The sequence below is a fragment of the Segatella albensis DSM 11370 = JCM 12258 genome (genome assembly GCF_000426565.1).
GTDB lineage: Bacteria > Bacteroidota > Bacteroidia > Bacteroidales > Bacteroidaceae > Prevotella > Prevotella albensis.
This window is the reverse complement of the sequence record NZ_AUFP01000001.1, coordinates 200743-223281: the sequence shown is the minus strand read 5'-3', so window position 1 is coordinate 223281 and position 22539 is coordinate 200743. Positions and strand designations below refer to the sequence as shown.

Genomic DNA, 22539 nt, shown 5'->3' with positions numbered 1-22539 from the left:
CTTTCTCATTACGATACAAAGGTACTGTGAAATGACGAAAATAAAGAATAAAAAATAAAAGTTGTATGCGATTATGGAAAATAATTACTATTTTTGTCGCAAATATGAGATATAGATTCTTTTTGTTATCAATATTGGTGTTCATCGCTACAGTTCCGACTTTTTCTCAGAATGATAAAGATGAGCATATAAACCCGGAAGATTTGGAAGTAGATATGGATAATCCTACTTTCGAGCCGAAGGTACGTGTCGGTAAAGCCTTGTTGGGTAAGGATAGTGTGCAATATGTGGAACTCAATAATGTTTATGTTTTCCCAGCGCCGATCTTTAAGAATGCTGAAGAACGCGCAGCCTATAATAGACTGGTGTATAATGTAAAAAAGGTACTTCCTATCGCAAAAGAGGTAAACAGAATTATCATAGAAACTTATGAGTATTTGCAGACTTTACCTAATAAGAAGGCAAAGGATGAACATATGAAACGTGTGGAGGTAAGTATCAAGAAGGAATATACACCAAGAATGAAGAAACTCACCTATGCTCAGGGCAAGTTGCTGATCAAATTGGTTTATCGTGAGTGTAATAGTTCTGCCTATGGTGCCATCAAAGCTTTCCTTGGTCCTATCCGTGCTGGCTTCTATCAGGCTTTTGCAGCTTTATTCGGTGCTAGTCTTACTAAGAAATATGATCCGAATGGTGTTGACCGACTTACTGAACGTATTGTCTTGCAGGTCGAGAGTGGTGAACTATAAAGACTATGAGTATGGAATCATCATACGATAGATTAAAAAAGAGGCGACTGCTTATCATAAGTAGTCGCCTCTTTTTCCTATATAGGTTGATGTCAACCGGATGTATTATTCTTCAGTATAAAGAACTTGAATCAAAGTTTGTCCTACAGCCTTTAGTGTGGCCTTGTCAAGATGTTTCATGTCATCACTTACGGTGTGCCATGTAGGTCCGAAGGTACTCTGTTGACAATCAGGATAGTATGGAATGATGTCGATGGTTGGAATTTGCGCATTCTGGTTCACAGGAATATGATCGTCTGTAATCATACCGCCATCCTCTTTAGGAAAGTAACTGCCGTATCCTGCCTGATAAGCAGCACGCCATACCTTCTTGACGATAGCATTAGCATATTGTTGTGACATACCTTCGCGATAGAATTTTGCGCCTTGACCGCCTACCATATCTAACAAAATACCATAGCGTGCCTCATAGCCTTGTGGTAAGTTCTTACTCCAATATTGAGCACCAAGAGCCCAGGAATTGTCATCCTGATGATCTGCCCAGTAAGGAGTTCCATAATCTTCGGCATCAAAGCATACAAAGTCGACACCAATCTTCAGTTTCTTATCTTTTTGTAACTGTCGTGCGATCTCTATCATTACGCCAATACCGCTGGCACCGTCGTTAGCAGCCATCACAGGTTTATGATGGTTAGCACTGTCTGGGTCGTTATCCGCCCAAGGACGACTGTCCCAATGTGCACATAAAAGAATACGTGTAGTAGCTTTGGGGTTGTAGCTGGCGATAATGTTAGTGCTCTTCAGCGTAGTGCCATCGAAACCTTGAAGATCTGCCTTCTGTGTCTTTACCTCGCATCCTATTTGCTTGAACTTCGCAACTATCCAGTCGGCACATTTCTCATGAGCTTCACTGTTCATCGTACGAGGACCGAACTCACATTGTGCAGCACAATAAGTAAAGGCACTGTCTGCATTGAAGGAAGGACCTACCGGTTGAACCTTCTCTACCTCCTCAGTGTCTTCTACTTCTGTAGTTCTTTCTATGTGATTCTTGTAAGTGTAGATGCCTGTACCAATCATAGCTATAGCGACTACACCTATTAATATTTTCATTGAATTCTTCATTGTTACTTAATTACACATTCCTGTACTTGCTTCATGACACGAAGCCAGTTGCCACCCCATATCTTTCTGATGTCTTCGATGCTGTAACGGCGGCGGAGCAACTGACGGGTAAACTGGATAAGTTCACTGGCATCGGCAATGCCACGTACACCGCCATCTCCATCAAAGTCGGTGCCTAATCCTACGTGATCAATACCCATGATGTCGATGGCATGCTCGAGATGCTTCATGGCATCCATAATACTGGCTTCATCGTCCTTCTGTAGGAATCCGTGGTATAGTGTGATTTGTGCCACACCATCCTTGGCAGCCAAAGCGCGTAGTTGGTCATCAGTAAGATTTCTTGGAACATCGCATAGGGATTTGCAGTTACTATGACTGCAGACAATAGGAGTAGAACTGATATCGAGAGCATCATAGAAACTCTTTTCGGCAGCATGGCTCAAATCCACCATGAGACCAAGTCGGTTCATCTCATGAATAACTTTCTCGCCCAGTTCGCTGATACCATTGTGTGTGTGTTCGCCGCGTGCACTATCACAGATATCATTATCGCCATTGTGGCAGAGTGTGATATATGTGATGCCACGGTCTGCAAAATGCTGGATATTTTTGATGTCTCCCTCCAAGGCTAATCCATTCTCTATACCGAGCATGATAGTTTTCTTGTTAGCATGCTTGTTTGCAATTAACTCATGAGGATTGCGAGCTAAAGCAATATAATCATTATTGTGGTCTACAATATCCTTAATATTGTCGAATATACTGTCAGCATACTGTCGTGGTGACATACCTTCTGGAATCTCTCCCGGTTTGGGATGCTGTGGGATATAAGCTACCATTGTGACAGCATCGGTACGTCCTTCGTTCATCTTATGGAGGTCGTATAGGATGCGAGAGTCACGGTTTTCAAAATGTACCCCTTGTGGAAAGAACATCGGAGTATCGCAGTGGGAATCGATGGTGATGACATGTCGTTGTACATCCTTGGCCTGAGCAAATTCCTGAGCCTCATTGACGAGCCATTGGAAAATCTTTAGTCCATCTTCCTCGAGCCATTCAGGATGCCACTGTACACCAAGAATCGATTTATATTCGTTGCTTTCTATACCTTCGATGATGCCGTCTGGAGCTTTGGCAATTACTCGGAGATGAGGCCCGGGCTCTCCTACGGCCTGATGATGGAATGTGTTGACGAATAATCTCTGTTCACCATAGATCTTTTCTAAAATACTATTTGCAGCGATGCTTACGCTGTGAGTAGGTTCGTTGCGGTCTGCATCTTGGTCGTGTTTGATTTTGTTGTCAATATCCTGAATGACCTTGCCTCCCAGTGCCATTGCCAAGGTCTGTATGCCACGGCATATTCCCAGCATAGGAATCTGACGGTTGAAAGCAAGACGGGTGATCATGAGTTCAGCAAGGTCACGTTCTCTATTGATATGATGAAGTTTAGGAGAAGGTTCTTCGCCAGCCCAAAGCGGGTTGTAATCAGCACCACCTGTAAGGATAAGTCCATCGAGATGAGATAGTGTGTTGATGATTACATCCTTGTCGGCAACAGGAGGAATAATGACTGGAGTTCCACCGGCCTTTACGATTTGCTGGTAGTAGACGCTACGAAGTGTAGCATCAATATTGCTATAATTAGCAGTGAGGCCAATGATCGGTTGATGATTGGCCTCAGGATAGTTCGTATAGACATCTGTCAAATACGATTCTAAATCAAAATTGTTCATTAGTTTTCGTCTATCTTGACTGGTATCTCTCGTTTGATGCTCTGCTCAAGAGAAATTAAGGTTTCGGTTGATACAACGCCAGGAATACTCTGAAGTTGATTGTTGAGCAGGTCCATAAGTTGCTCATTGTCTTTTGCATAGAGCTTAACGAGCATGGTGTAAGGACCTGTAGTAAAGTGGCACTCAACGACTTCTGCAATGTTGACGAGTCGCTCTACTACTTTCTTATACATACTACCACGTTCCAGGTTTAGTCCCACGTAAGTGCATGTAGAGTATCCGAGACTTTTGGGGTTTACGTCAAAACCACTACCAGTAATGATTCCGTTTTCCACTAAGTGTTGTACACGCTGATGGATGGCGGCTCTGGAAACGCCACACTCTATTGCTACATCCTTAAAAGGAATGCGCGCATTCTTACTGAGGATACTGAGTATCTTCTTATCGAGATTATCAATCTTGTCCATGCTTTTTTGTTTTGTTTAATGTCTATAGAATCTCAAAAGGTTTTAATTTTAAGAGCAAATATAAGCAAAATTATTGAATGAAGCAACAAAATGCGCGATAAATTTTAAAATATCGTGCATTTTGTTTGTTCCTTATTTCTTTTTCTCTTCTTTCTTTTGAGGTTCTACGATATTCACCAACTCTAAAGTGAAGATCAGAGTAGAATAAGGGGCAATCTGTCCTGCTCGGTGCTCACCATATGCTAGTTCTGAAGGAATATAGATTTCCCATTTGCTTCCTACAGGCATCATCGTGAGGGCTTCTGTCCATCCCTTGATGAGATTTCCTGCATTAAAGGTATCTGTCTTCTTTCCATGCTTGCTGGTTGCATCGAACACCTTACCGTCGGTAGTTTTACCTTCATAGATAACTTCAACCTCATCGGTAGCTTTAGGGATTGCGCCATGTCCTTCGGTAATTACTTTGTATTGAAGACCGTCAGGCAATACCTTTACACCTGGCTTCTTTGCATTTTCTGCAAGCCATTTCTTGTCGACAGAAGCCAGAACCTGGTTACTATACTTCTTAGCGCTCTCTACATTGAAAATGGTAGTATCTTTGCTGATAGCAGCAATGAAGCCATCGATGAATTTATTTTCGTCGAAGGTTAGGTTTTTGCTGGATGCTGTCTCTTTCTCAGAAGGTAGAATGCGCTCGCTTACTATTTGCGCGATTTGCATACCAGCGATACGAGCTGTGTTCTGAGGAGTGCTCGCCTTGCCGATGACCTCTTTGAAACCATTAATAAACTCTGCCGTATAGGCAGTGTCTACATGATAATTTTCTTGAACGAAAGACATAAGACCTTGAGTTGCTGATACACCCTTTGCATAGCCTAGAGAGTCTGATGCTGTTGTAAGACTTATAGGAGCAATAGTCTTAACCTCTTTCTTTTTGTCCTTCTTCGGTCCATTTCCGGCTACCGAAAAAGAAGCACTCGCCACGAGGACGAGTGCCAAAATTATAGTTTTCTTCATATTCAATGATACAATAATTACTTGCCTACAGAATGTATCTCTATCTTGCCTACAGAAAGTAACTCTATCTTGAAAATCAAAGTAGAGAATGGCTTGATCTCGCCTCCCTGTTCACGATCACCATATGCCAGATTCTGAGGGATGTAAACCTCCCAGATAGAACCGGCAGGCATGCGAACGAGTGCCTCTGTCCAACCCTTGATTACCTGATTGGCATGAAGTTCAACTGGCTGTCCGCGCTTGTAAGTAGAGTCGAATACCTTACCATCGATAGTTCTGCCTTCATAGTTTACCTTAACGATAGAGGTGTCAGAAGGGATAGGACCATTACCAACCTTGATCACCTTATACTGGAGACCAGAAGGAAGGGTCTTTACACCTGGCTTTTTCTTGTTGGCAGCGAGGAATTTCTCACCGGCGATTTTGTTAGGACCGTATTCCTTCTCCATATTCTTGGCCTTGATTGCCATCATCTTCAGTTGAGCAATCTTAGTAGCCTGTTCTACAGTCATCTCACCCTTCTTGCCTAAAGTACCCTGGATGAAACCTGCCATGAAATTCTTCATAGAGATGGTCTTGGTAGAATCCTCTCCAAATACTTCGTGATTGATGCCTTTGATCATCTGGTTAGAGATTTGCTGACCAATCTGAATACCTGCATAGTATGCAGCCTTCTTCTTGTCATCGCCAGCATTGGCACCGTCGTTGAGACCTTTAATGAATTCGTCCATGTATGTGGTATCAATACCCATACGACTTACTAAGAAATCCTTCAGACCTTGAGTCTGTGACAAGCCCATAGCATAAGACATGGTGTCAACATCTGTCTTAAGATCTGCTTTTGGGGTTGAATTACCACAACCTATGAATGTGGCAGTGCTGAGAGCGATAAGAGCTCCAAAAACTAATTTTTTCATTTATTTATCTTAGATTATTATTTAACAGCAATGAGTTCTACATCAAAAATCAAGGTCGCAAATGGAGGAATAGACTGTCCTGCACCGCGCTCGCCATAACCGAGGTTATAAGGAATGAAGAAGCGATACTTTGCACCTTCTTGCATGAGTTGAAGACCTTCTGTCCAGCCAGCAATAACTTGGTTCAAAGGGAATGTAGCTGTCTGACCACGATCGTATGATGAATCAAATTTAGTACCATTGATCAATGTTCCTTCATAGTGGCATTCTACCTGGTCAGTGGCTTTTGGCTTCTTACCGTTGCCTTCGCGAAGAACCTGATATTGAAGACCTGAAGGTAGTGTGACAACACCTTCTTTCTTGCTATTTTCCTCTAGAAACTTCTGACCTTCTTCTTTCATCTTAGATGTAACCATGTCTTGTTTCTGCTGGAGGTATGCGCTGACAAGACTCTGACCTTCTTCGTCACTAATCTGAGGCTCTTTGCCTGAAAAAATATCCTTTAATGCTTGTGCGAAATCTTCAACATTAATTTCTGTTGCTCCTAAACCTGAAAGTTGACGTGCAATACCTAGGCCTAGTGCGTAACTTACTTTATCCATAAAATCAATTAAAATTTATAATATGTATTGTTTTAAAACTAACGCAAAGATAATATTTTTCTTTCATAAGTAGACACACATTTGCGAAAAATTACTAATTTTGTGCATTGTTAATACTATACTTATGAAGAAAATTGTATTTTTAACAGGTGCAGGTATGTCGGTGGAAAGTGGTTTCAAGACTTTCCGTGGTAATGATGGATTGTGGGAAAACTATCCTGTAGAACAGGTGGCTTCGCATGATGGATGGGAGGCTGATCCTACGCTCGTGACCAATTTTTATAATATGCTACGTAAGAAACTTTGGAATGCGCAGCCTAATGAGGGACATCGACTGATTAAGCAACTGGAAAATGATTATGAGGTGTGTGTGGTAACACAGAATGTAGATAATCTACATGAAAAAGCTGGATCTTCGCATGTTATTCATCTTCATGGTGAACTGACAAAGGTGTGCTCGAGCCGTGATCCTTATAATCATCATTATATCAAACAACTGACTCCTGATAATTCTGATGTTGTTCCTGGTGAAAAGGCTGGGGATGGTAGCTTGCTCCGTCCTTACATCGTGTTCTTTGGTGAGAGTGTCCCGATGATGGATGCTGCAGCTTATGAAGCTAAGGATGCTGATATCTTCGTGATTATAGGAACAAGTATGAATGTGTATCCGGCTGCCGGACTTATACAATATACTGATCCTTCAATCCCTGTATATCTTATTGATCCGGAACCAGTGATGGGAGTTAATTCTTATCGTAAGATTGTTCATATTCAGAAAGGTGCTTCTGAAGGAATGAAAGAACTGGTGAAGATACTTGTTAAATGATATTGATATCCAATAAAAAATGGGATTCAATTCTGAATCCCATTTTTGTTGATTATGCTATTTGTTGTTTTGTTCCCATTCTTGCTTCAACAACATTGACTACATAGTCGCCGAGTTTCTCGCATTCTTGGATTATGTCCATATACATAGTACCAATACCATAAGTATATTTATTATCCTCGATGTCCATGATATTCTCTTTCTTCAACTGATTACGATAATTGTTGATTTCGTTTTCTATGTTGAAACTTCGGTTTGCATCCACATTGTTCCTAGTATGTGAGAACATATAGTTCATTTGTGTTAGCGCATCATCGGTAAGTTCGAACATCTGATGGATATGCTCATATTGTTCAGCTGTGAAATCTTCTTTGCTGGTCATTTTGCGGTTAATGGTACGCGCGATATTGAACAATGCTTTCTATCTCAGAAATCTCACGGAGCATGGCACGGATCTTACTCTTTGTCTCATCACTTAGATGTGCATCACTTACTTGATTCAAGTATTTGGCAATTTCGATTTCCATGTTGTCGGAGATACCCTCATATTTTTCTATGCGAGCATACAACTTGATGAATTTATCTTGATTCTTCTCACTCAATAAGTCGCGTGACATGGTGAACATACGTTGGATACGTTCTGCAAAACTATGAATTTCCTTCTGAGCTTCTAGAACAGAGAGTTCTGGAGTCTTCATGATACCAGCTTGGATGAAACGAAGACGGAAATCTTCCTCGTCCTTGTTGGTAGATGGCTTCCAAACCCAGCAGCATATCTTTGCCATTTGTTTTACGAAAGGCAACAGAATCAATGTGTTCGTGACATTGAAGCATGTGTGGAAAGAAGCCAACGCAAAGGTGAGCTGAGTATGTGTAGGGGTTATACCTGCACTATTAGGATCGAATCCTACGAAACTACAAGCAAAGTTGACGAAATGCCTGAAGACACAAAGTATCCAGATGACACCGAAAACATTAAAGAACAAATGGCCGAAAGCTGCGCGACGAGCTTCAGTGTTAGCCGTGAGTGCAACCAAGTTGGCTGTAAGGGTGGTACCGATATTCTCGCCCATGACAAGTGCAATACCTAAATAAATAGGTAGACCAGCTTGTGTACAAAGCATCATGGTGATGGCCATCAATGCGGCAGAACTTTGTAGAGTAAAAGTGAGAATAGTACCAAAGAACAAGAATAATAATATTGTTCCAAAGCTATTTGGATCGAAAGTCTGAAAGAAAATGCGAAGTGTACCTAGTTGGTCAGAAGGAATCTGAGACTCTCCCAGTGTGGTGAGTGCTAGGAACATAAAGGCAATACCGAAAAGGAAATCTCCTATATAACGATGTCTCTTAGAATAAATAAGTAATAGGCCGATGAGGAATACAGGCCATACAAAACTACTAATCTTAAAAGAAAATCCTGCTGACATGATCCATGCCGTAAGGGTAGTACCGATGTTGGCACCCATAATAACAGAGATAGCTTGAACAAGAGTTAAAAGTCCTGCGTTGACAAAGGAAACTGTCATTACGGTTGTTGCGGTAGAAGATTGTACGGCAACAGTGGTAAACATACCCGTGAAAACACTCGAAATACGATTGGTGGTCATAGCACCAAGTACATGGCGTAGTTGTGGACCTGCCAATTTTTGCAGAGCCTCACTCATGATCTTCATACCATAAATCAGTAAAGCGAGTGCTCCAACAATCTTTAAGAGAAGAATCGTCATATTTTAATTATTTTGTTATGCGATATTCTTGGAGTTTTAAGTGGAATTTGTTACTTTTACCCTCGATTAAAAAATCGAATTTATAGTGAAACATAAAAGTTAACACATATGGGTCAAGAAATACAAATCCGTTGCAAAAATAATAAAAAAATTCAAAAAGTACCTATTGGAAGCACACTTTCTGAAGTTTTTCGCTTATTTAATTTGAAAATGCCTTTTCCACCGGTGAATGCAAAAGTCAATAATAAGGTGGAAGGTTTGAATTTTAGAGTATACCATGCCAAGGATATCGAATTCCTTGATATTACCTCACCTTCAGGGCATCGTGCTTATACCCGTAGCGTATTTTTTGTGCTTTGCAAGGCTGTACGAGAACTCTATCCTCATGGTCATGTAGTAATAGACATCCCTGTAAGTAATGGTTATTACTGTGACATGAGTATCGGGCATGCTGTGACCGAAGAAGATGTGGTAAAGATTCGTCAGCGCATGAAGGAGATCGTTGATGCTCATTTGGCTATCAAGCGTCATGAGGTGCCTACAGATGATGCTATAAAACTCTTTCGGGAGTGTGGTGCCTCTACCAAAGCAAAACTTCTCGAAAATATTGGTAGTTTATATACGACATATTATGAACTAGACAACTACGTCGATTATTTCTATGGTTCGATGCTTACGAATACGAAGCAGATTTATCTCTATGGCATAGAGAAATATTATGACGGACTTCTGCTGAGGGTACCGGATATAAACAATCCTGTTGAGTTGGGCAAGATCGTAAAGCAGGATAAGATGTTTGAAATCTTTAAAGAGCATCATCGATGGCAAAGTATCATCGGACTGAATACCGTTGGGGATTTGAATGAAGCTGTCTTGAACAATCATACGTCGGAACTTATCAATGTCAGTGAGGCTTTACAAGAAAAGAAAATCGCTGATATCGCAGAGGAAATAGTTGCACGAAAGAATGTAAGGATGGTTCTTATCGCAGGACCTTCTTCGTCGGGAAAGACAACGACCTGCAAACGATTGTCGGTACAATTACTTGCTAATGGTGTCAAACCTATTGGTATCTCACTGGATGATTATTTCCTAGATCGGGAAAAAACACCGAAGGATGAGACTGGTGATTATGATTTTGAAAATTTGCACGCACTTGATATTCCGTTTCTGAATGCTCAGATGAAGGCACTTTTTGCCGGTGAGGAAATAGAGTTGCCTAAATATAATTTCCAGAAAGGAAAAAGGGAAAAGAGTGGCCGTCGACTGAGATTGCATGATAATGAGATTCTTGTGGTGGAAGGTATCCATGCCTTGAACCCAGAGTTGACAGCGTTGATTCCAGAGGAACAGAAGTTTCGTGTATATGCCTCGGCGTTGACAACGATCTTGTTGGATAGTCATAACTATATTCCTACCACAGATAACCGCTTGCTTCGCAGAATCATCCGCGATTATAAATATCGTGGTGTATCTGCTCAGGAAACCATCCGTCGCTGGCCAAGTGTCCGTGCTGGTGAGAATAAGTGGATATTCCCGTTTCAGGAAAATGCAGATGTCATGATGAATACGGCTATGCTCTTTGAATTGGCAGTCATCAAGACACAGGCAGAACCATTGTTGCAACAAGTTCCAGAGAAATGCCCTGAATATTCAGAAGCATATCGATTGCTGAAATTCCTGAAATATTTCCATCCGATAGCCGACCGTGACCTGCCACCGACCAGTTTGCTTCGAGAATTCCTCGGGGGGAGTACGTTCCAATACTAATTTCCGGATGAAAGTTTGGAGCTTATACTAAAAAAGCATATATTTGCAATAAGGTATAAAAAACACAATCTTAATAATGATACCTATGGCAGACGGACTAAGAATTAAGGAATTAGACCATGTCGTTGTCCGCTTTTCCGGAGACTCTGGTGATGGAATGCAATTGGCTGGAAATATCTTTTCCACTGTGTCGGCTATAGTAGGGAATGGAGTTTCTACATTTCCTGATTATCCTGCGGATATCCGAGCTCCTCAGGGATCACTCACAGGTGTAAGTGCGTCGCAGATTCAGATAAATGATGATTCCGACCAGGTGCTTACACCTGGTGATAGATGTGATGTGTTGATAGCAATGAATGCGGCAGCTCTGAAGACCCAGATCAAGTATGCACGAGCGGGAGCTATTATCATCCTTGATACAGACGGTTTCGGAACTTCTAATCTTGAGAAAGCACAGATCAGTAATCCTGATTATCTCGAAGAACTTGGGGTGGATAGAGATCATGTCGTCGCTTGCCCGATGACACAGATGGTGGAAGAATGCCTGAAAAACACAAGTATGGACCATAAGTCTATACTGAAGACCAGAAATATGTTTGCCCTTGGTGTCGTTTGTTGGTTACTTCATCGTGATGCACATCTTGTGGAAGATTTTCTGAGAAAGAAATTCCAGAAGAATCCTCAACTTGCAGAGAATGATATCAAAGTCTTTATGGCTGGATACCACTTCGCGGGTAATACGCATGCTAGTGTTCCGGCCACATATCGTATAGATACTCGAAAGAAACATCCCGGCAGATATATGGATATCACGGGTAATAAGGCCTTATCCTATGGACTTATTGCTGCGGCAGAACAAGCAAAGATGAGACTGTTTCTTGGAAGTTATCCTATCACACCAGCCTCAGATATTTTAAATGAGTTGTCGAAGCATAAGAGTCTTGATGTTGTCACAGTTCAATGTGAGGACGAAATTGCTGGATGTGCCAGTGCGATAGGTGCTTCTTTTGCCGGTGCTATGGCAGTAACCTCAACGTCAGGCCCTGGTATCTGTTTGAAGAGTGAGGCAATGAACCTCGCTGTGATGGACGAACTGCCACTTGTTGTTATTGATGTACAGCGTGGTGGTCCTTCGACAGGACTTCCTACCAAAGGAGAACAGACAGACCTTTTGCAAGTGTTATACGGAAGAAATGGAGAAAGTCCAGTACCGGTGATAGCTCCTGTGTCTCCTACCGATTGCTTTGAAGCCGCTTATTGGGCTTGTAAGACCGCTGTAGAGCATGTCACTCCTGTTGTAATCCTCAGTGATGCTTATATCGCCAATGGCAGTGGGGCCTGGCGACTTCCGGATATTGGACAACTTGCATCAATTCATCCACATTATGCACCCAAAGAGATGGCCGACCATTACACACCTTATATTCGTGATGAAAAGACATTGGCTCGATATTGGGCAATACCAGGAAGTTGGAATAACGGCTCTGGAAAAGGTTTTGAGCATATATTGGGTGGATTGGAAAAGGATAGTGTTACTGGAGAGATTTCCAACAATCCTGAGAATCATGATAAAATGGTAAGATTGCGGGCCGAGAAGGTGGCACGTATCCCTGTATCTCATGTTAGAATAGAAGGTGATGAAGATGCAGAACTACTGCTTGTAGGTTTTGGTGGTACTTATGGTCATCTGTATACAGCAATGCGAGTTCTTCTCGGTAAGGGCTTTGCTGTAGCCTTGGCTCAGTTTAAGTATATCAATCCCTTACCAGCAAATACCCAAGAGATACTGCTGAAATATAAAAAGGTTATCGTATGTGAACAGAATCTTGGACAGTTTGCAACTTATCTTCGTAGTAAGGTTGATGGCTTTGTGCCTTTACAGTATAATGAAGTGAAGGGCAAACCATTTGTCGTGTCTGAAATCGTAGATTACTGTATTAAAGTGTTGGAGGAATAGTTGTGGAAAATAATAAACAATATAAAGCATCAGATTTTAAGAAAGGTCAACCTAGATGGTGCCCTGGATGTGGTGATCATTTCTTCCTTTCGTCATTCCTTAAGGCATTGGAAGAGATAGGAGCTACTCTGTATGATACTGTTGTTGTTTCCGGTATAGGATGCTCCGGCAGGTTACCCTATTATGTGAATACCTATGCCTTGCAGACGATTCATGGCAGAGCAGCTTCCGTTGCCACAGGAATAAAAGTCGTGAACCCTAAACTCTCGGTATGGCAAATTTCCGGTGACGGGGATGGACTGGCCATAGGTGGTAATCATTTTATACATGCCAATCGACGGAATGTCGATCTGAATATGGTGATTCTAAATAATAGAATCTACGGATTGACCAAAGGACAGTATAGTCCAACCTCTCCCAGAGGATTCGTTTCTAAGTCCAGTCCGTATGGTACTGTGGAAGATCCTTTCCGTCCTGCGGAATTATGCTTTGGGGCACGCGGTCACTTCTTTGCCCGTTCCGTAGCAAACGATGGTTCTCATCTTGTGGAAATACTCAAGGCAGCTTATCATCATCATGGAGCCAGTGTGTGTGAAATCCTGCAAAACTGTATGATTTTCAATAATGGCGCATACGAGTCAATATACAGTAAAGAGGGGCGAAGTAAAAATGCCATCTATGTAGAAGATGGGAAGCCACTGGTGTTTGGGGAAAATCATGAATATGGGTTAATTCAGAAAGGCTTTGAACTGGAAGTGGTGAAGATCGGAGAGAATGGAGTCACACTGGATGACATTCTTGTACACGATTCACATTGTGAGGATAATACTTTACAAATGAAATTGGCAATGATGGATAATGAACACGGTTTTCCAGTAGCACTTGGGGTGATAAGGGATGTACCATCTCTTACTTACGACGAATGTGTAAACCAACAAATCGACGAAGTAAGTGAGAAGAAAAACTACCATAGCTTCGCCGAGTTGTTAGAAACCAATGACATCTGGGAAGTAAGATGAATTAGATTTTATCTCCGTAGCAGAGATCACCAGCATCACCAAAACCAGGAACGATATACTTGTGTTCGTTCATGCCAGGGTCGATGGCGGCACACCAGACAGTTGTCTTATCTTCAGGGAAAGTCTTCTTGATATGCTCAATGCCTTCAGGAGTAGCGATGACACAAGCAACATGGATTTTCTTAGGAGTTCCCTTTGTGAGGAAAGCCTTGTAGCCCAATTCCATACTACCACCAGTAGCCAGCATAGGGTCGGCAATGACCAAAGTTTTTTCATCAATGCTTGGAGTTGCCAGATATTCCACATGAATACCAACCTCATGATGCCCCGCATCCTTATACTCTCTGTAAGCGCTGACGAAAGCATTTCCGGCATGGTCGAAAACATTGAGGAAACCATTATGGAAAGGCAGTCCTGCACGGAAAATAGTGGCGAGCACAATCTTATCGGTAGGAACGTTGACCTTAGCAATACCTAAAGGAGTAGCAATAGATTTTTCCTCATAGTTCAGAGTCTTTGAAATCTCAAAAGCCTCGAATTCTCCAATGCGTTGGATGTTGTTGCGGAACAATAGACGGTTTTTCTGATATTCAGCATCACGAATCTCAGCCATGTACTGATTAATGATTGAATTTTGCTCACTTAAATTGATTATTTCCATCGTGTTTTTGTTTGAATCGGATGCAAAATTACAACTTTTGGTTCACTTTTGCAAAGTGAGAATTACAAAATTTATTATATAAGGTGACTTTTTAACTTCTTTAACCTAAAAAGACTTAGCAATTTACAATTTTGCGTGAGGAAAGTTGGTTGTTCGACACTTTTTCTTTATCTTTGCGGTCGGTAAAATTGAGAGGTTCATAGCCTCTTAGGTAAAAAGGAAATCATTCACAACTTAAATACATTTTAAAATGGCAAAGTTTGATAAGTCAGTTTTAGAGAAGTACGGAATCACAGGTACAACTGAGGTTCTTTACAATCCTTCTTATGAAGTATTGTTCAACGAAGAGACCAAAGAAGGTCTTGAGGGTTTTGAAGTAGGTCAGGAGACAGAACTTGGTGCTGTTAACGTAATGACCGGTATCTATACAGGTCGTTCTCCTAAGGATAAGTTCATCGTTGATGATGAGACTTCTCACGATACAGTATGGTGGGATTCAGAGGAATACCACAATGATAACCACCGTGCAACTAAGGAAGCATGGTCTGCAGTAAAGGAAATCGCTAAGAAGGAGCTTTCAAACAAGAAGCTTTACGTAGTAGATGGTTTCTGCGGTACACACAAGGATACCCGTATGAAGGTTCGCTTCATCGTAGAGGTAGCTTGGCAGGCACACTTCGTAACAAACATGTTCATCCGTCCTCAGAGTGAGGCTGACTTCGAGCAGGAGCCAGATTTCATCGTATACAATGCTTCTAAGGCTAAGGTTGAGAACTACAAGGAACTCGGTCTTCACTCAGAGACAGCTGTTGTATTCAATGTAACTTCTAAGGAGCAGGTTATCATCAACACTTGGTATGGTGGTGAGATGAAGAAGGGTATGTTCTCTATGATGAACTACTTCTTGCCTTTGAAGGGTATGGCTGCTATGCACTGTTCTGCTAACACAGATATGAACGGTGAGAATACTGCAATCTTCTTCGGTCTTTCTGGTACTGGTAAGACTACTTTGTCAACAGATCCTAAGCGTAAGTTGATCGGTGACGATGAGCACGGATGGGATGATAAGGGTGTATTCAACTTCGAAGGTGGTTGCTACGCTAAGGTTATCAACCTCGATAAGGAGTCTGAGCCTGATATCTACAACGCTATCCGTCGTGACGCTCTTCTTGAGAACGTTAGCGTTTCTAAGGATGGTAAGATCGATTTCGCAGATAAGACTGTTACCGAGAATACTCGTGTATCTTATCCTATCTACCATATCAAGAACATCCAGCGTCCTGCATCTCAGGGCCCAGCTGCTAAGCAGGTTATCTTCCTTTCTGCTGATGCATTCGGTGTTCTTCCTCCAGTATCTATCTTGAACGCTGAGCAGACTAAGTACTACTTCCTCTCTGGTTTCACAGCTAAGTTGGCTGGTACAGAGCGTGGTATCACTGAGCCTACTCCAACATTCTCTGCTTGCTTCGGCCAGGCATTCCTTGAGTTGCACCCAACTAAGTATGCTGAGGAGCTTGTTAAGAAGATGGAGAAGAGTGGTGCTAAGGCATACTTGGTTAACACTGGTTGGAACGGTACTGGTAAGCGTATCTCTATCCGTGATACTCGTGGTATCATCGATGCTATCCTTGATCACTCTATCGATAAGGTTCCTACTAAGACTATTCCTTTCTTCAACTTCGTAGTTCCTACTCAGTTGGAAGGTGTAGATACTAACATCCTCGATCCTCGTGATACATACGCTGATGCTAGTCAGTGGGAGGAGAAGGCTAAGGATTTGGCAGCTCGCTTCATCAAGAACTTCAAGAAGTATGAGAGCAATGAGGCTGGTAAGGCTCTTGTTGCAGCTGGTCCACAGCTTTAATTAAGTATAATATATACTTTACATATTTAAGAGCTAGATCTTCGGATCTGGCTCTTTTTTTTGTTTTCTGCTTTTCTCTATACTCTCTATATATATTAAGGTGAAAACTCCTTATTTCGTGATGCTAAAAATGTGTATAACTGCATTGCTTTACGCAGTTAACTTCGTCGCCTTACGCAGTTAACTTCATCAGCTTACGCAGTTAACTTCATCAGCTTACGTAGTTAACTTCATCAGCTTACGTAGTTAACTTCATTCGCCTACGCAGTTAACTGCGGTGAAAAGTAATTTCTGGTTAGAATATCATAAAACCATTTGTTGATATAAATCAAGTAAATCATAACGTATAGAAAAAAGTCATGGATTTATATGGAAGGATAAAATATGCATATTAATTTTGCCGCCGCTAAGGTAAAAAGATGGTAATATGGGATTAGAATTTGAAACGATAGTAATGCTTTGCAGTATAGTAGTGTGTACTATACTCAGTATTATTGCGCTTAAGCACAATAATGTGCGATAGAACGAAAAATAAATCACTAAACAAACTTAAAAAATTACTTTTAATCAATAATTTACATAATAAACCATCTGAAAAACATTGTTTTTGAATAAATCTGTGTAAATTTGCAAGCAAAAACAATTTTAAAGTGTAATGAATAGAAAAATATCAGCCTTCATTATTTTATTTTCGACAGTGTTACTATTGTCGTCATGTTTGAAAGATGATGAAGATACTACAACATATTATCATGATACAGCTATAACATCGTTCAGCGTAGGAACGTTGAAGTCTCTTGATAAGAAGACTTCCAGTGGCGCAGCAGCTTCTGTGAACTGTAGTAGTTATAAGTTTTATATCGATCAGGCAAATCATCTAATCTATAATGTAGATTCTTTGCCTTATCGTGTTGATGCATCAAAGGTCGTAGCTTCGATTTCAACCAAAAACAGTGGCGTGTTGGGATTGAAGAGTCTAACGAGTGACTCAGTTCTTTACTATAGTGGTACCGATTCTGTAGATTTTACAAAGCCTCGTACCTTCTATGTATATGCACCGGATTATTCAGCTTATTCTACCTATCAGGTTAAGGTGAATGTACACCAACAAGATGGTGATGTGTTCAAGTGGCAAGAAATAGGAACCGTTTCCGAGTTTACTTCCCTGAATACGATGAAGGCTGTGGTAAACGGAGCAAAGATTTATGTGTTTGGCACCGTCGGCAATCAGTTGCATATCTATTCCAGTGCAATAGAAGATGGTGCTAAATGGCAGGAAATAGAAACTTCATTACCAGCATCTGTGGCACAGAATGTCGTTGCCTATGATGGTAATCTCTATACATTGAACAGAGGCCAGTTGATTAAATCAGAAGATGCAAAGAACTGGCAGAGTGTCAGTAGTGTAACCCTTGATCATCTGGTAGCAGCCGGCACATTGCGTCTCTTTGGTGTTTCTGCAGGCAAGTTGATGCAATCTCGTGATGGTGGAAAGAGTTGGGAAACAGACGCACAATCAGGTGAGGCAGCACTTCCGGAAAACTATACCGGTTATGCCGCTGTAGCAGCCTTGACGAATGACAGTACAGAAACCGTTATGGTGGTAGGCACTAAGGATAGTGTCGTAGTATGGAATAAGATTTCGGAATACTCACAGAATTCAGAGAATCAGGAATGGGATAAGGTAAATGCCCAGTTCTTATATGACAAAGGAAACTCAAGACTCAAAGTGTCAGAGTATCCAAAACAGATGATTATAACCAGATATGCTGATGGCGCGATTGGCTTAGCAAGTGATGGCTATTTCTATTATACCGAGAATGGCGGCTTGCATTGGTTGCGCAGTAGTTCTGTAGAAGCTCCGGTGCAGATACAATCTGTAGCAGCACTGACGAAAGACGAAAAGAATTTCTTATGGCTTGTGGATGGCACTACAGGAAAAATCTGGAAAGGGCGTCACAATAATCAAGGTTGGGCTATTAAGAATTAAGCAAGAGACCAAAAACGCAGCGTATGAATAAGATGCTCATAACCCTATGTTTTGTGCTCTTTTCTATGACGATGTATGCACAAGATGACCCAGAATACAAGATGGAAATTGGTGCTGGGGTAGGATTTATGAACTATATAGGCGACTTCAATGAGAGTCTGCTAAAGAATCTTCGGCCTGCGGCATCGGCTATGATACGATATAATCTGAATACGATGAACGACTTGAAGTTTGGTGTCGCCTATAGTAAACTGGTCGGTAATGCGTCTAAAGTCGAAACCTATTATCCTGATTTGTCTACGGAGGCAATGCAAAGGATGAACTACCATTTCGATAATCATCTGATAGATGCAAGTTTGGTATACGAATATAATTTCTGGCCTTATGGAACAGGTCGTGATTATAGAGGAGCAAAACGGTTGACTCCATTTATTTTTGCGGGGATAGGTGCAACGATAGTGAGTGGAGGCAAAAGCATTGTTACTGCCAATATCCCGATGGGATTAGGACTGAAGTATAAAATCGGTGAACGGACGAACGTAGGCATGGACTATTCGTTACATCTCTCGATAAGTGATAGGTTGGATGGAATGAAAGATCCCTATGGCGTAAAAAGTTCAGGACTGTTCAAAAATACCGATGGATATGGAGAACTGAAAGTATTTGTAACTTATAGCTTTCGTGAGAAATGCAGAACCTGTAATAAAGATTTTTAATATATATGATTAACGGAATAGATATGAAACGAATACCGCAGCATATTGCTATTATCATGGATGGTAATGGACGATGGGCTGTAGAAAAAGGTAAGGAACGTAGCTTCGGACATCAGGCAGGTGTAGAAACTGTAAGAAGAATTACCTCAGAGTGTGTTCGTCTTGGTGTGAAATATCTTACCCTCTATACATTTTCTACTGAAAACTGGAATCGTCCGGCGACAGAGGTCCAAGCTTTAATGGGTCTTGTTCTCTCATCGCTCGAGGACGAAATATTTATGAAGAATAATGTCCGTTTTCAGGTTATCGGTGATTTGAAACGACTTCCTCAGGAGGTTCAAGATAAACTTCAGGAAACAATGGCACATACCGCTAAGAATGATGCCATGACAATGGTCGTTGCCTTGAGCTATTCCAGTCGATGGGAAATTACGGAGGCTTGTAGGCAAATCGCACTTGAAGTGGCCGGAAAGGTGAAGAATGGAGAACAGGTGGATATTGAAAATCTGATAACAGAGGATGTGCTGAGCAAGCATATGAATACCAGTTTCATGCCAGATCCGGATCTTCTGATAAGAACAGGAGGAGAACTGAGAATCTCCAACTATCTGTTGTGGCAAATCGCATATTCAGAGCTCTATTTCTGTGATACCTACTGGCCGGACTTCAGTGAAGAAGATTTGCAGAGAGCGATATTGAGTTTTCAAAAACGCCAACGCAGATTTGGTAAGACAGAACAGCAAGTAGAAGAAAACAAATGAAAATGAATAATATAAATAAGGTATTGTTGGCTTTAGGGCTTGCTATCACAGGGTGTGTAGCATCGCAGGCTCAAGACAAAATAGTAAATCCTGATATCTCTTATGCCGGAACTCCACGCGATGTTGTTATTGGAGGAATCACGACTTCCGGTGTTGAGGAATATGAAGATTATGTGCTTACGGGTATCTCTGGACTTTCGATAGGTCAGCAGATCACTGTTCCTGGACCAGAAGTGACAGATGCTGTAAAGAGATATTGGAAACACGGATTATTCTCAAAGGTTGTAATCTCGGCAGATTCTATCGTCGGAGACAAAATCTATCTGCATATCTATTTGGCTGTCAGACCACGTGTCTCTACAATCAATTATATAGGACTCAAGAAGAGTGAGCGTGAGGATATGGAGAATAAGTTGGGATTGCTCAAGGGTATGCAACTTACGCCAAACTCCCTAGATCGTGCGAAACTTTTGGCAAAGAAATACTTTGATGATAAAGGATATAAGAATGCTGAGATCACGATTAGTCAGCGTGATGATATCTCCCAGAAAAATCAAGTGATCCTTGATGTCATTGTAGACAAGAAGGAGAAGATGAAAGTTCGAAAGATCATCATCGAAGGTAATAAGGAGGTTACTGACGAGAAGTTGAAGGGCTCAATGTTCTCCAAGGGCGCCTTTGCAAAGATACACGAAGCAGGAAAGTTTGCCAATTTCTTTAAGTCTAAGAAATACACTCCAGAGAGATGGAAAGAGGATAAGCAGAACATCATAGATAAATATAATGAATATGGTTATCGTGATGCGGAAATCCTGGAAGATAGTGTTTGGAATGTAGACGACAAGCATGTCAATATCTTCGTTAAGATTAATGAAGGTAAGAAATATTATATCCGAAATATCAGTTGGGTTGGTAATACGGTATATTCTACGGATGTCCTTAACAGAGTTTTGGGCATGAAGAAAGGCGATGTGTATAATCAGAAACTTCTGAATAAGCGCCTGTCAGAGGATGATGATGCCGTAGGTAACTTGTATTATAATAATGGTTACCTGTTCTATAGTCTTACCCCTGCTGAGGTCAACATCGTAGGTGATTCCGTAGATTTGGAAATGAGAATCATAGAAAACCAGAAGGCTTATCTGAATCATGTTCGTATCTATGGTAATGACAAACTCTACGAAAATGTAGTAAGACGCGAATTGCGTACAAAGCCTGGTGATTTGTTCTCAAGGGAAGCTATCATGCGTTCTATAAGAGAGTTAGCCTCTATGGGACATTTCGATCCTGAAAAGATAGAACCAAATTATGAACCAAATTATGAAGAGGGTAATGTTGATATCAACTGGAATCTGGTACAAAAGAGCAACGACCAGATTGAGTTCTCTCTGGGATGGGGACAGACAGGTGTTATTGGCCGCGTAGGTTTGAAGTTGAACAACTTCTCTATGCGTAATCTGTTCAACAAGAATAAGGAACATCGCGGAATTATGCCTATCGGTGATGGTGAAGTACTTAGTCTTGGTGCTCAGACCAATGGTACCTATTATCAGAGCTATAACATGAGCTATTCTACGAATTGGTTCGGAGGAAAACGACCAAATCAGTTTAGCGTTGGTGCATATTATAGTAAGCAGACGGATGTCAATTCCAACTACTATAATATGAATGCTCTACAGAACTATTATAATTACTATTCTCTGGGTTATGGCTCAAGTTATTATAACAATTATGAGAATTACTATGATCCGGATAAGTATGTACAGTTGCTCGGTTTGAGTCTGGGTTGGGGTAAGCGCCTTCACTGGCCTGATGACTACTTCACCTTGTCATTCCAGTTGGCTTATCAGCGTTATATCCTGAAAAACTGGAACTACTTCCTGATGAAGAACGGTACAGCAAACAACCTGAACCTTACCCTGAGTCTGAATCGTAACTCTACGGATAATCAACTGTTCCCACGTCGTGGTTCAGAATTCGAGGCCAGTGTGAGCCTTACTCCACCTTGGAGTAAATGGGACCACAAAGATTATGCACACCTTGCTACTGATAACAAGTCAGCTACTTTCGATCAGGAACAGCAGGAAAAATACCGTTGGGTAGAATACAACAAATGGAAGTTTAAGGCTAAGACCTATACAGCTCTTACCGAAGGTCAGAAGTGTTTTGTGCTGATGACCCGTGTAGAAATGGGATTGCTCGGTGCTTATAATAAATATAAGAAGTCACCATTCGAAACCTTCTATGTCGGTGGTGATGGTATGAGTGGATATTCTACGGGCTATGCAGAAGAAACTATTGGATTGAGAGGTTATGAGAACGGTTCTCTCGCCTATAATGGTTATGCTTACAACAGATACACCATGGAGTTGAGATATCCATTCTTGTTAGGAAATACCACAATCTACGGATTGTCATTCCTTGAAGGAGGTAATGCATGGACAGATACCAAGAAGTTCAATCCATTCAGTATTAAGCGCTCTGCAGGTATTGGTGTACGTATCTTCTTACCAATGGTTGGTATGATGGGTATCGACTGGGCATACGGTTTTGATAAAGATAATGTAAATGGGAAAAAGGGTGGAAGTCAGTTCCACTTTGTCCTAGGTCAAGAATTTTAAAGAAA

The 22539-nt window shown here is 41.3% G+C and carries 17 protein-coding genes and 1 pseudogene; 10 read left to right on the top strand and 8 right to left on the bottom strand.

Annotation, left to right across the window (positions count from 1 at the left end):
- Window positions 1-104 precede the first annotated feature (104 nt).
- On the top strand, window positions 105-752 hold the full coding sequence (locus K333_RS0101025) for a DUF4294 domain-containing protein (RefSeq protein WP_027452227.1): 648 nt from the start codon (window positions 105-107) through the stop codon (window positions 750-752).
- A 105-nt stretch (window positions 753-857) separates the two neighbouring features.
- On the opposite strand, the gene K333_RS0101020 is transcribed toward K333_RS0101025, so the two are convergent.
- The 6 genes from K333_RS0101020 to K333_RS0100995 all read right to left on the bottom strand — a co-directional run bounded on the left by K333_RS0101020 (window position 858) and on the right by K333_RS0100995 (window position 6619).
- On the bottom strand, window positions 858-1865 hold the full coding sequence (locus tag K333_RS0101020) for a M28 family peptidase (protein WP_373276993.1): 1008 nt from the start codon (window positions 1863-1865) through the stop codon (window positions 858-860).
- Window positions 1866-1879: 14 nt separating this feature from the next.
- On the bottom strand, window positions 1880-3616 hold the full coding sequence (locus K333_RS0101015) for a membrane dipeptidase (RefSeq protein ID WP_024989503.1): 1737 nt from the start codon (window positions 3614-3616) through the stop codon (window positions 1880-1882).
- On the bottom strand, window positions 3616-4083 hold the full coding sequence (locus K333_RS0101010) for an Lrp/AsnC family transcriptional regulator (protein ID WP_024989502.1): 468 nt from the start codon (window positions 4081-4083) through the stop codon (window positions 3616-3618). The genes K333_RS0101015 and K333_RS0101010 overlap by 1 nt, the downstream gene beginning before the upstream one ends.
- A gap of 132 nt (window positions 4084-4215) precedes the next feature.
- Window positions 4216-5100 carry an FKBP-type peptidyl-prolyl cis-trans isomerase gene (locus tag K333_RS11655; protein ID WP_024989501.1) on the bottom strand — a complete coding sequence of 295 codons (885 nt, stop codon included), beginning with the start codon at window positions 5098-5100 and terminating at the stop codon, window positions 4216-4218.
- 17 nt (window positions 5101-5117) lie between these two features.
- Window positions 5118-6017 (bottom strand): FKBP-type peptidyl-prolyl cis-trans isomerase, encoded by a 900-nt coding sequence (locus tag K333_RS0101000; protein ID WP_024989500.1) that lies wholly within the window; start codon window positions 6015-6017, stop codon window positions 5118-5120.
- A 17-nt stretch (window positions 6018-6034) separates the two neighbouring features.
- A complete protein-coding gene (locus tag K333_RS0100995; protein ID WP_024989499.1) occupies window positions 6035-6619 on the bottom strand; it encodes an FKBP-type peptidyl-prolyl cis-trans isomerase in 585 nt (194 codons plus the stop codon).
- 124 nt (window positions 6620-6743) lie between these two features.
- Here K333_RS0100995 and K333_RS0100990 point away from each other — a divergent pair, with 124 nt between their 5' ends.
- Window positions 6744-7445: an SIR2 family NAD-dependent protein deacylase gene (locus tag K333_RS0100990; protein ID WP_024989498.1), complete on the top strand. Its 702-nt coding sequence runs from the start codon at window positions 6744-6746 to the stop codon at window positions 7443-7445.
- 52 nt (window positions 7446-7497) lie between these two features.
- Here the strand turns inward: K333_RS0100990 and K333_RS11650 are convergent.
- Window positions 7498-9175, bottom strand: a pseudogene (locus K333_RS11650) (Na/Pi cotransporter family protein).
- A 108-nt stretch (window positions 9176-9283) separates the two neighbouring features.
- Between K333_RS11650 and K333_RS0100980 the strand changes: the two are divergent.
- The 3 genes from K333_RS0100980 (at window position 9284) to K333_RS0100970 (ending at window position 13921) form a co-directional block, all read left to right on the top strand.
- Window positions 9284-10945, top strand: a complete 1662-nt coding sequence (locus K333_RS0100980) for a nucleoside kinase (protein WP_024989496.1) — start codon at window positions 9284-9286, stop codon at window positions 10943-10945.
- Window positions 10946-11030: 85 nt separating this feature from the next.
- Window positions 11031-12902: a 2-oxoacid:acceptor oxidoreductase subunit alpha gene (locus K333_RS0100975; protein WP_024989495.1), complete on the top strand. Its 1872-nt coding sequence runs from the start codon at window positions 11031-11033 to the stop codon at window positions 12900-12902.
- A 2-nt stretch (window positions 12903-12904) separates the two neighbouring features.
- Window positions 12905-13921, top strand: coding sequence for a 2-oxoacid:ferredoxin oxidoreductase subunit beta (locus K333_RS0100970; protein ID WP_024989494.1), 1017 nt, complete (start codon window positions 12905-12907; stop codon window positions 13919-13921).
- Window position 13922: 1 nt separating this feature from the next.
- Here the strand turns inward: K333_RS0100970 and upp are convergent, their stop codons facing one another.
- A complete protein-coding gene (upp, locus tag K333_RS0100965) occupies window positions 13923-14582 on the bottom strand; it encodes a uracil phosphoribosyltransferase (RefSeq protein ID WP_024989493.1) in 660 nt (219 codons plus the stop codon).
- A gap of 250 nt (window positions 14583-14832) precedes the next feature.
- On the opposite strand from upp, the gene pckA reads away from it, so the two are divergent.
- The 5 genes from pckA (at window position 14833) to K333_RS0100940 (ending at window position 22534) form a co-directional block, all read left to right on the top strand.
- A complete protein-coding gene (pckA, locus tag K333_RS0100960) occupies window positions 14833-16446 on the top strand; it encodes a phosphoenolpyruvate carboxykinase (ATP) (protein ID WP_027452225.1) in 1614 nt (537 codons plus the stop codon).
- Window positions 16447-17101: 655 nt separating this feature from the next.
- Window positions 17102-18436: a DUF6242 domain-containing protein gene (locus tag K333_RS0100955; RefSeq protein WP_024989492.1), complete on the top strand. Its 1335-nt coding sequence runs from the start codon at window positions 17102-17104 to the stop codon at window positions 18434-18436.
- A 23-nt stretch (window positions 18437-18459) separates the two neighbouring features.
- Complete coding sequence (porG, locus tag K333_RS0100950) at window positions 18460-19152, top strand: type IX secretion system protein PorG (protein ID WP_024989491.1); 693 nt, start codon at window positions 18460-18462, stop codon at window positions 19150-19152.
- 5 nt (window positions 19153-19157) lie between these two features.
- Window positions 19158-19913 carry an isoprenyl transferase gene (locus tag K333_RS0100945; RefSeq protein ID WP_027452224.1) on the top strand — a complete coding sequence of 252 codons (756 nt, stop codon included), beginning with the start codon at window positions 19158-19160 and terminating at the stop codon, window positions 19911-19913.
- Window positions 19914-19915: 2 nt separating this feature from the next.
- Window positions 19916-22534, top strand: a complete 2619-nt coding sequence (locus tag K333_RS0100940; RefSeq protein ID WP_024989490.1) for a BamA/OMP85 family outer membrane protein — start codon at window positions 19916-19918, stop codon at window positions 22532-22534.
- The last annotated feature ends 5 nt before the right edge of the window (window positions 22535-22539 follow it).

Coding starts and splice junctions, on each gene's coding strand:
- K333_RS0101025 (WP_027452227.1), top strand. CDS start 105: ATGAGATATAGATTCTTTTTGTTATCAATATTGGTGTTCATCGCTACA.
- upp (WP_024989493.1), bottom strand. CDS start 14,582: ATGGAAATAATCAATTTAAGTGAGCAAAATTCAATCATTAATCAGTAC.
- K333_RS0101000 (WP_024989500.1), bottom strand. CDS start 6,017: ATGAAAAAATTAGTTTTTGGAGCTCTTATCGCTCTCAGCACTGCCACA.
- K333_RS0101020 (WP_373276993.1), bottom strand. CDS start 1,865: ATGAAAATATTAATAGGTGTAGTCGCTATAGCTATGATTGGTACAGGC.
- K333_RS0100955 (WP_024989492.1), top strand. CDS start 17,102: ATGAATAGAAAAATATCAGCCTTCATTATTTTATTTTCGACAGTGTTA.
- K333_RS0100975 (WP_024989495.1), top strand. CDS start 11,031: ATGGCAGACGGACTAAGAATTAAGGAATTAGACCATGTCGTTGTCCGC.
- pckA (WP_027452225.1), top strand. CDS start 14,833: ATGGCAAAGTTTGATAAGTCAGTTTTAGAGAAGTACGGAATCACAGGT.
- K333_RS0100980 (WP_024989496.1), top strand. CDS start 9,284: ATGGGTCAAGAAATACAAATCCGTTGCAAAAATAATAAAAAAATTCAA.
- K333_RS11655 (WP_024989501.1), bottom strand. CDS start 5,100: ATGAAGAAAACTATAATTTTGGCACTCGTCCTCGTGGCGAGTGCTTCT.
- K333_RS0100945 (WP_027452224.1), top strand. CDS start 19,158: ATGATTAACGGAATAGATATGAAACGAATACCGCAGCATATTGCTATT.
- K333_RS0100990 (WP_024989498.1), top strand. CDS start 6,744: ATGAAGAAAATTGTATTTTTAACAGGTGCAGGTATGTCGGTGGAAAGT.
- K333_RS0101010 (WP_024989502.1), bottom strand. CDS start 4,083: ATGGACAAGATTGATAATCTCGATAAGAAGATACTCAGTATCCTCAGT.
- porG (WP_024989491.1), top strand. CDS start 18,460: ATGAATAAGATGCTCATAACCCTATGTTTTGTGCTCTTTTCTATGACG.
- K333_RS0100940 (WP_024989490.1), top strand. CDS start 19,916: ATGAATAATATAAATAAGGTATTGTTGGCTTTAGGGCTTGCTATCACA.
- K333_RS0101015 (WP_024989503.1), bottom strand. CDS start 3,616: ATGAACAATTTTGATTTAGAATCGTATTTGACAGATGTCTATACGAAC.
- K333_RS0100995 (WP_024989499.1), bottom strand. CDS start 6,619: ATGGATAAAGTAAGTTACGCACTAGGCCTAGGTATTGCACGTCAACTT.